This window comes from Anaerosporobacter sp., from assembly GCF_031551385.1.
GTDB lineage: Bacteria > Bacillota > Clostridia > Lachnospirales > Lachnospiraceae > Anaerosporobacter.
The window spans coordinates 26,750-35,020 of record NZ_JAVBNS010000017.1 but is presented as its reverse complement, the minus strand read 5'-3'; the positions used below and the strand labels follow the sequence as shown (position 1 = coordinate 35,020).

General features: G+C 34.5%; 8 protein-coding genes. 2 read left to right on the top strand and 6 right to left on the bottom strand.

What is annotated here, in order from left to right:
• Nucleotide 1 precedes the first annotated feature (1 nt).
• Complete coding sequence (locus RMR19_RS03055; RefSeq protein ID WP_310602020.1) at nucleotides 2–523, top strand: NADH peroxidase; 522 nt, start codon at nucleotides 2–4, stop codon at nucleotides 521–523.
• A 653-nt stretch (nucleotides 524–1,176) separates the two neighbouring features.
• Here RMR19_RS03055 and RMR19_RS03050 read toward each other — a convergent pair.
• Nucleotides 1,177–3,609: an efflux RND transporter permease subunit gene (locus tag RMR19_RS03050; RefSeq protein WP_310602019.1), complete on the bottom strand. Its 2,433-nt coding sequence runs from the start codon at nucleotides 3,607–3,609 to the stop codon at nucleotides 1,177–1,179.
• A gap of 180 nt (nucleotides 3,610–3,789) precedes the next feature.
• Between RMR19_RS03050 and RMR19_RS03045 the strand changes: the two genes are divergently transcribed.
• A complete protein-coding gene (locus tag RMR19_RS03045; RefSeq protein ID WP_310602018.1) occupies nucleotides 3,790–4,311 on the top strand; it encodes a TetR/AcrR family transcriptional regulator in 522 nt (173 codons plus the stop codon).
• A 34-nt stretch (nucleotides 4,312–4,345) separates the two neighbouring features.
• Here the strand turns inward: RMR19_RS03045 and RMR19_RS03040 are convergent, their stop codons facing one another.
• The 5 genes from RMR19_RS03040 to RMR19_RS03020 all read right to left on the bottom strand — a co-directional run bounded on the left by RMR19_RS03040 (nucleotide 4,346) and on the right by RMR19_RS03020 (nucleotide 8,235).
• Nucleotides 4,346–5,311: a GNAT family N-acetyltransferase gene (locus RMR19_RS03040; protein ID WP_310602017.1), complete on the bottom strand. Its 966-nt coding sequence runs from the start codon at nucleotides 5,309–5,311 to the stop codon at nucleotides 4,346–4,348.
• A 98-nt stretch (nucleotides 5,312–5,409) separates the two neighbouring features.
• The gene (locus tag RMR19_RS03035) at nucleotides 5,410–5,925 is read right to left on the bottom strand and encodes a helix-turn-helix domain-containing protein (protein ID WP_310602016.1); all 516 of its coding nucleotides are present in this window, start codon (nucleotides 5,923–5,925) and stop codon (nucleotides 5,410–5,412) included.
• Between the two features lie 26 nt (nucleotides 5,926–5,951).
• The gene (locus tag RMR19_RS03030) at nucleotides 5,952–6,509 is read right to left on the bottom strand and encodes a hypothetical protein (RefSeq protein ID WP_310602015.1); all 558 of its coding nucleotides are present in this window, start codon (nucleotides 6,507–6,509) and stop codon (nucleotides 5,952–5,954) included.
• Between the two features lie 76 nt (nucleotides 6,510–6,585).
• Nucleotides 6,586–7,275, bottom strand: a complete 690-nt coding sequence (locus RMR19_RS03025; RefSeq protein ID WP_310602014.1) for a hypothetical protein — start codon at nucleotides 7,273–7,275, stop codon at nucleotides 6,586–6,588.
• Nucleotides 7,276–7,317: 42 nt separating this feature from the next.
• Complete coding sequence (locus RMR19_RS03020; protein WP_310602013.1) at nucleotides 7,318–8,235, bottom strand: helix-turn-helix domain-containing protein; 918 nt, start codon at nucleotides 8,233–8,235, stop codon at nucleotides 7,318–7,320.
• Nucleotides 8,236–8,271 lie beyond the last annotated feature (36 nt).

Genomic DNA, 8,271 nt, shown 5'->3' with positions numbered 1-8,271 from the left:
AATCTGTGGTTATGTTCATGAAGGAGATTCTGCACCAGATAAATGTCCAATCTGTGGAGTAGGTCCTGAAAAATTCACTGAGCAATCAGGAGAAAAATCTTGGGCTGCTGAACATGTTGTTGGTGTTGCACAAGGCGTTAGCGAGGATATTCTTAAAGATTTAAGAGACAACTTCACTGGAGAATGTACTGAAGTTGGTATGTATCTTGCCATGGCTCGTGTTGCTCATAGAGAAGGTTATCCAGAAATCGGTATGTATTATGAAAAAGCTGCTTTTGAAGAAGCAGAACATGCTGCAAAATTCGCTGAATTATTAGGTGAAGTTATCACTGACAGCACTAAGAAAAATCTTCAATTAAGAGTAGACGCTGAGAACGGTGCTACTGCTGGTAAATTTGATCTTGCAAAACGTGCTAAGGCTGCTGACTTAGATGCTATCCATGATACAGTTCATGAGATGGCGAAGGATGAAGCTAGACATGGTAAAGCTTTTGAAGGGTTGTTGAATAGATACTTTGGTTAAGCTAGAAGCCGAGTAAGGATAAAATAAAAATCAGTTGGAAGGACACTTGTGTTCTTCCAACTGATTTTTATTTTAGGCTTATTGGGCGACAGCCCACAGCGAGATGGAACGTAGTGTAATCGAGCTGGCTCGGCTTGCTTGAAAGGGCGTATTTCCGATATAAAAGTTTCAGTAAGGCTTATTGATACTTACCACATTCTATGCTATTATGTTTTCTAGGGTGCTACCTAAACGGTATGCGGTTCACCTTTCGCCAATATATTCATATTGAGAACTTCCTGTATTCTTGGAGGTGATACTATGGAAAATACGTTGAAAGGTACATAAGATGTTAGAGACATTAGTTGGTGTAGTCGGAATTGTTGTTGGTGTTATCAGTATTATCGTAACAGTAATCAGCATTCGACAATCCACTAATAAAGATAAACATCAAAAAAGCAACCGCCCCTAGCCAAAGTAGTGGTTGCTAATTTGATTAACCAGTAACTGAGGTGAACCGTTTGTTGTTCGGTAGCACCTATTTGTATGGATATTATAGCAAATGGTATAGAAGTTGTCAAGGAGCCTGAAATCCCTTGTGTCTATGTGTCAAAATAAAAGTTACTGTTCACACAAAACGTTCACAGCTACAGAATCTAGCCAGTCAGCTACAATCAACTTTCCCTTTTCGTAATAAATCGATCCAGTGCCGCCAATATACAAGGCAGGAATACCAAGATAACTACAAGTGCACAAGTAACGCCAATTGCGATAATATGACAGATCTGACCGATTGAAGGGTCAGCAAATGCATATCCTAAAATCCCTGTTGCAAATATCATGATAAGACTTGATGTAAGAATTGTTCGAATTGAGCCTTGGAATGAACTTGTAAGTGCAGGCAGTAAATCTCTGTCCATTCGTTTTTCCTTGAAGTAGCTGGCAAATACAATTGCATAGTCAATCGTTGCTCCCATTAAGATACTTTGAACAATTAATAAAGCTAGATACATCATATTGATACCCATTATCTTCATAACAATCATGGTTGCATATACGGAACCCTGTATTACTAAAACAAGTACTAACGGTATCAATATAGAACGGAAGGAAATTAATACAACGATGAAAATTGCTACAGCTGTAATTAACGTTATCTTGTTTAACTCCTTGCTAAATGTTAGTGACATCTCATATTCCATAGGAATATTTCCAATCATATAATACCCTTTAGAAAGTTTGCTATCACATAATTTATCCAAACTCTCCATTAATTCCATAACCTCATCACTTCCATCTTTTAGCTTGGTAGTGATAGAACATAGAGAATAGTTTTCTCCCACTAACTGACTCTTTCCTGCTGCCAATTGTGTTCCCATCTCATTTATTTGCATCATTTGTTCTTCTGGTATAAGGCTTGCAAAAACAGCAGAAGACTCAAGCTGTGTAAATAATTCCTCTAGCGTAAATGTCCAGCTATTATCAAAATTAACATTGCTAAAACACATTTCATATAGTAACGTAATATAATTCTCGCTTAATTGATCTGTAAATCCTCCGATAAATGCTGCCATCTCAGAAGCAGAATATAAGGTATCTCCACTTAGTGCAATGATATTTTCCGCATATTGTGAAAACATTGCCTTTGTTTCGTCATCAATCTGACCGGCATAGGTTTCATTCATCATAAGATTCGCAACCACACCCATAAATTGTTCTGCTGTCATATAATCCTGCGATTTATCACCATAGCAATCATAATAAAGCAATTTTACAATATCCCCAGAGATACCGAATGATGCCATATCTTCCGATGCAGAAAACATTCCAACAAGTTCATCTGCCGTATATTTGATTCCTAACGTGTTTGCATAACTTTGAACCGAGTTAATGCCCTCTAATTCTGCAATCTGATTTACTAACTGGGTCATGTTCTCTTCATCATCGTTCTCATACATAACTACAATAGAATTGGAAGTCGGGAATACTTTATTAACATCATTCACTGCCTCCATTCCATAAGAAATACCTGCACTATCTTTCAATATGAACAACACTACAAAAAGAACTGCAAATACGCCAGCAACAATGTATCTTGCCTTATAACAGAATTTTGCGAGTCCTCCCATTGGAATGGTAAGTGCAGGTTTTGCTGTTTTGTCTATTAGTTTATCTAAGATAAGCATTAAACCAGGCAATACTGTGAATACACAAATTAAACTAATGAATACACCCTTTGCTAGTACCGTACCAAGGTCAGCTCCAATTTTAAAGCTCATAAATACTAATGCTAACAATCCTACAATCGTAGTAAGTGCACTACTGCATACAGAAGGCATTGCCACATGAATAGCTTCCTTCATTGCTTCTACCCTACTATCGTTTGTTTTACATGCTTGTCGATATCTGTTTGACAAGATGATAGAGTAATCCATAGATAACACTAACTGTAAAATTGCTGCAATGGAATGTGTTGTACTTGATACACTTGGTAGGAATGCATTCGTTCCCATGTTAATAAGTACTGCAACACCAATTGATGCTAAGAATAAAAATGGTTCAATCCATGATCCGCACATTAACAACATAATTATGACTAAGATAACAAGCAGAACTGCAATCATCCACGGTGGAATAGCTTCATTTGTTTGATCTGTCACATACACACAGTCATAATTATCTACATACTCTTTATCGAGAACTTGAAACACTTCTTTCATTTCATCAGACGAATAATCATAAGACGTTGCAATCTTATATAATGTATATTCGCCACTGTTATAATCCTCACTTTGTTCCTCATAAGTCACAGTTTCAATATAGTTTACATTCTGAAGATTTTCCACCATCTTCAATTTTTGTTCCTCATTAAGCCCTTTGAACATAATCTGAATCGTACTATCTCCTAACTCCATAGCCGAATTCGGAAATTCCTCTTTCAAAATATCTACCCCTGCTCTCATGCTCGAATCGCTTGGCAAATACTTTGACATATCTTCATTTACATTTACTTTCTGCATAAGAAACACACTTATTCCTGCAAACAATATAAAGATAGCAAGCAGAACATATCTTCCTTTAACAAGTATCTCTGAAAATTTCTTCATGTTTATTAAATTCCTCCCTTGAATAATCTATATTTTGTATTATAATAAACACATGTCTACTTTACAACCAACAGTGTTTTTATTTTTGTTATTAAGTATACATTTACGGTAAAAATGTTTACTGTTTAGAAAAAGTTAAGAGATTTTTGAGCGGATGGCACGAAAGGTATGGTTATTTATATGAATATAAAAGATAATAGACGAGTACAACTTACAAAAAGAATGATAAAAGAAGCATTTCTTAGGTTATTAGAAAAGAACGATATCCAAAGTATAACAGTCCGTGAACTCTGTAATATAGCGGATGTGAATCGTGCTACATTTTATAAATATTATGAAAATCCGTATGCGTTACTCGATGAAATCAATCAGGATTTCTATGAAAAGCTAAGTTTTTTCCTTTCCACAGATAAACCCGATTCTTTAATAAAGGCACTTGAATATGTTGCCATGAACATTTGGGAATGTAGTATTATTCTGAGAAATCAGTCTAATTCTGATTTTTTGGAAACCATTCTTAAACAGCCTGCTATTTCAGCCGCCATTACCTCTGGATTTGAACATGATTCGTCCGATTTGATTGATTATAAAAAGGAATTCTATATATACGGAAGTTACCGCGTTATTTTAAAATGGATAGAAAATGAATGTAAAGAGCCTGCAAATGAAATCGCTAGTCTCATTTACAGGCTCACGAGGTGATTTATCGAGTGCTGTACGTCAGCTCGAAAAAATTCTAACTATTGGCATCTTTATTAATTGTCCTACGTACCGATAAAATCGTTGGAGTAAAATATTTTCTCCAAAAATGATTGGCAAACGGATTGGCTGTTTCAAAACTAACGTGGATTAAATCCATTTTATTTTCTCTACAATATTTAAAAATCATACCAAGTAAATGCACACCAACATTTTTCCCTCTATATTCAGGTTTTATATATGCACCAAGTTCATCAATCATACCATAGTTGATTACAGACAATATTTCCGCATCATTTTCTTCTGAACGATTAATATTCATAAAACCAATAATATTATCACCATCACAGACAATGAAAATATTATTTCGTTCAATCAAAGAGCGGAGTTTATCAGACGATACTACTTCTCGTTTTAAAAACAGCGGTTCCTTTTTATAGTATAAAGCAGATTCATCAACAATCTCCTGCATTGCCATTAAATCATCTAATGTCGCAAGTCGTATGGAATACGAACATTCGCACATAACATTAACTTCGTTTGGTCTTGAATAAGCATCAACAACGTGAGAACCAAAACCAAAATCATATAGGAATGACTTTAGTCTCTCATCTTGATAAAAAAACATCCATAGATGATTGAAGATATTTTGCTCTACCCAAAGCTTTGAAGCATGTTTGTAAAGCTCAAGGTATATTTGCTCTTTACTATCTTCCTCTGCTGAATGAGAGGTGATATTACAAAGAACTGATTTTTCGCAGTGAAAATCAAAAACAAAGAAACCTAAAAAGCCTACAATTTGATTATCCCTTTTTGCAACTAAAGCATTGTTACTTTGGATTTGGTTTTCAAGTGTAATCCTGATTTCTTCTGTGTTTTCACACCAATATTGCGGAAAATTCTCTCCTGTACAATATAAATAATGTTGCTTAATCCAAAGGTTTACAGCTTCATTAATATCTTCTTTTTGCATATTTTGAATTTCTATTTTTTCTGTTATCATAATCAAAATTCCTCCTCTCCTCATTATTTATTTATCACGTAAGCGTTATAACCATAAAATATTACTTTCGGCAAACAGCCCTAATTTCATTGTACTATTTACACATTTATATTTCCAGTTCCATCATATGCATTTTGTTCAACATATGCCATCATCCTATTGTTTCTTATTGCATGAAAAATTAGTAATAGTACTATTGAAATATAACCTAATAAACTATTCTTCACTACAAGACCTGCTACCAATATCCCAATGACAAGTAATCCCCCAAATATCATAAGCGCAATATGCTCTTTCAACCACTTTTTCTTATAGAAGTCGATTTTATCTTTTAATGTAAAACTGCTTATTCTAATGGTTTGCTTTAAATTTTCTTCCGCTGCCTCCTTATATTCTTCAGGTTGCAATCTTTTTCCACTTAAAATTTCATTTATGTTAACAGAGAATAGCTCACTCATTATTAACAATGCATCCGCTGGTGGCATATATGTTCCAGTCTCCCAACGTGAAATTGTTTTATTGGTCACACCTATCTTTTCACCTAATTGCTCTTGAGTAAGTCTTTTTTCCTTTCGCAGTTCTGATATAAATCTTCCAACTTTAATCAAATCCATTTTCATCACCTCCAAGAACAAGCATATCATTTCACCGCTATATTGTCTTTACCATAAAGAGCGAATACGTCATCACTCCATATATGTGCCTCAATATATCTTTCTGGCCCATATTGTCCATCATCATTCCAGTCTTGTGGCAAACCATACTTCTCAATAATCTCTAATATTTCATCATACGTGTAGAGCTTCTTGCGATATTCCTTTCCATCATTCACTCTTGGACTAAACGTCGGATGCGAATCTCCGTATGTAAATGAGACACTTCTCAAATCAAACTCTTCAATCGGTATCTTTATAAAAGCACCATTTTCAAACCAAGTACTTAGCCATGGGCTATGCTCAATAACCATATAATGTGGAGCATTTCTCTTTATTACTCCGCCTTTTTTCTTGAATTCACTCCTTAATATATTTTCATAATATAATCGAGCTTCCATATATTCAGGTGACCTTTTCGCACACTGCACATTGGGTTTTGTTCGTGCTATTTCATTAAGTATTTTGTTTGCTTCCTCTATTGGGACATCAGACAGATTTTTGAATGGCCCAATAGATTTATCATAGTAATGATATAAATACATATATTTCTCCTATTGATTCTAATCTCTTGTCATGTTTCAAGTTATACAACATATAATTCTTTGAACTTCAATTTAGCTACCCAAAAACAAACTTCTGTATATTTTGATAATCACCATTATAACAATAATATACAGCATTTTCTTTTTGAGAGTAAACCATTGAAAATGCCGTAAGCCATTCTCCTTCACTTTGCTTTGCTGCTTCCAATATTTCAAAAGCTTTTGCTACATCTAAATCATTTGCATTGCTCAGTAGATAATCCGCAGACTTATATCTATCCATGCCACTGCCTTCTATATTTCCACTTAACTTATAATCATGCAATGAAAAATTAGTCATCAAACAATATGAAGATTCATCAGCAGGACTATACATAATTCCTCTCCCTGGCTCAACAATCCATACATTTCCGCTTTTATCAGAAATCATGCTATGGCAACTATGGTTCGGAACATTTACAACTTCTTTCTCCGATAAAAAGTCTCCTATGTTCTCCTGTGCTAACTTATTACTTAGTATATCAGTCATTAATTTTATCGTATGGACAATATTCTTGCCTCTTTTATAACCCCCGTCTTCATTGGAATCAACCATTAAATGATTGATAAATGAACCATTACTATTCACTCCAAAACAAGGTGCTCCACCTACACAAACAACAAATTGCCTTGGGTCTTTCATTGACAATGAGAATGGTACACCATTATTGTCAAAATTCATGCCTACTAACACATTATCTTTTCGCCATGTAAAACTTGTACACATGATAACTTCCTCCTTGCATTACATACAGTGTAAATTCTGATCTTACTCACTACATTCTTTCACAGGCATTATATAATCAATTATTACTTTCTCGCCTCGTTTTAAGTGTTCACTATAACGCTCATGTGTATATACTTCACACCAGTAAAAATTATCATGATCAATTTCTTTTCCTGTTTTCTCAATGGCTTCTGTGATTAATAGATATGCAGTATCAAGTATCTCTGCAATATTGCTTCCTTCTATTTGAACTTGTGCCGTTAATCCTTTTGGAATATATTTTTTATATAGTCCATCAGGTATTTCTGCATCAGCTCGCACAAAATCCCCAATAATAGCATTAAAGTTATTCATATCAGTAAAATTGTACATGAAACCAATGCCATCATTTGCATCAATATCATCACAGCATTTAACCTCCGATAGCACCGACATTTTTTTAAGTGTATCACCTTCAAAAAATTCCTTCCACATGTTACCTCCTTCAAAAAAAGAGGTTTCACGATGCATACCAACCATTAAACGTTCCTCTACTTCTTTGTAAATAATCTTTTTCATTTCTGCCATTATGCGCTTTCCTCCTATAAATCTCATATCTGAGAAGTTAATTGGGAGATACTCATTTAGTTTAGCAGATTCCTCTTTCGCTTCCGACGGTGTAATATCATGAAATTCTTTAAACGCACGTGAAAATGCTGAGTGTGATTGAAAGCCATATTTTATAGCCACATCTAAAACTGAACTATCGTTATACTTCAAATCCTTTCCAGCTAACGTCAATCTTCGTTTCCTTACATAATCCGAAATGCTTATTCCAGATACAAAGATAAAAATGCGCTGAAATAATGCTGCCGGACTCAGCGTAATCTTTGTAATTTCATTATAATCAATCTCACTGCCATCATATATGATGTTTTCAAGGTAATGTATTACATCATCAAATGCTTTACTGCTGTTCATATCAATATCTCCTCGTATTAATATAATATAGGATTC

Bases quoted from the DNA above. Each gene is read 5' to 3' on its own strand.
- RMR19_RS03050 (WP_310602019.1), bottom strand. From the start codon at position 3,609: ATGAAGAAATTTTCAGAGATACTTGTTAAAGGAAGATATGTTCTGCTT.
- RMR19_RS03045 (WP_310602018.1), top strand. From the start codon at position 3,790: ATGAATATAAAAGATAATAGACGAGTACAACTTACAAAAAGAATGATA.
- RMR19_RS03040 (WP_310602017.1), bottom strand. From the start codon at position 5,311: ATGATAACAGAAAAAATAGAAATTCAAAATATGCAAAAAGAAGATATT.
- RMR19_RS03035 (WP_310602016.1), bottom strand. From the start codon at position 5,925: ATGGATTTGATTAAAGTTGGAAGATTTATATCAGAACTGCGAAAGGAA.
- RMR19_RS03030 (WP_310602015.1), bottom strand. From the start codon at position 6,509: ATGTATTTATATCATTACTATGATAAATCTATTGGGCCATTCAAAAAT.
- RMR19_RS03025 (WP_310602014.1), bottom strand. From the start codon at position 7,275: ATGTGTACAAGTTTTACATGGCGAAAAGATAATGTGTTAGTAGGCATG.
- RMR19_RS03020 (WP_310602013.1), bottom strand. From the start codon at position 8,235: ATGAACAGCAGTAAAGCATTTGATGATGTAATACATTACCTTGAAAAC.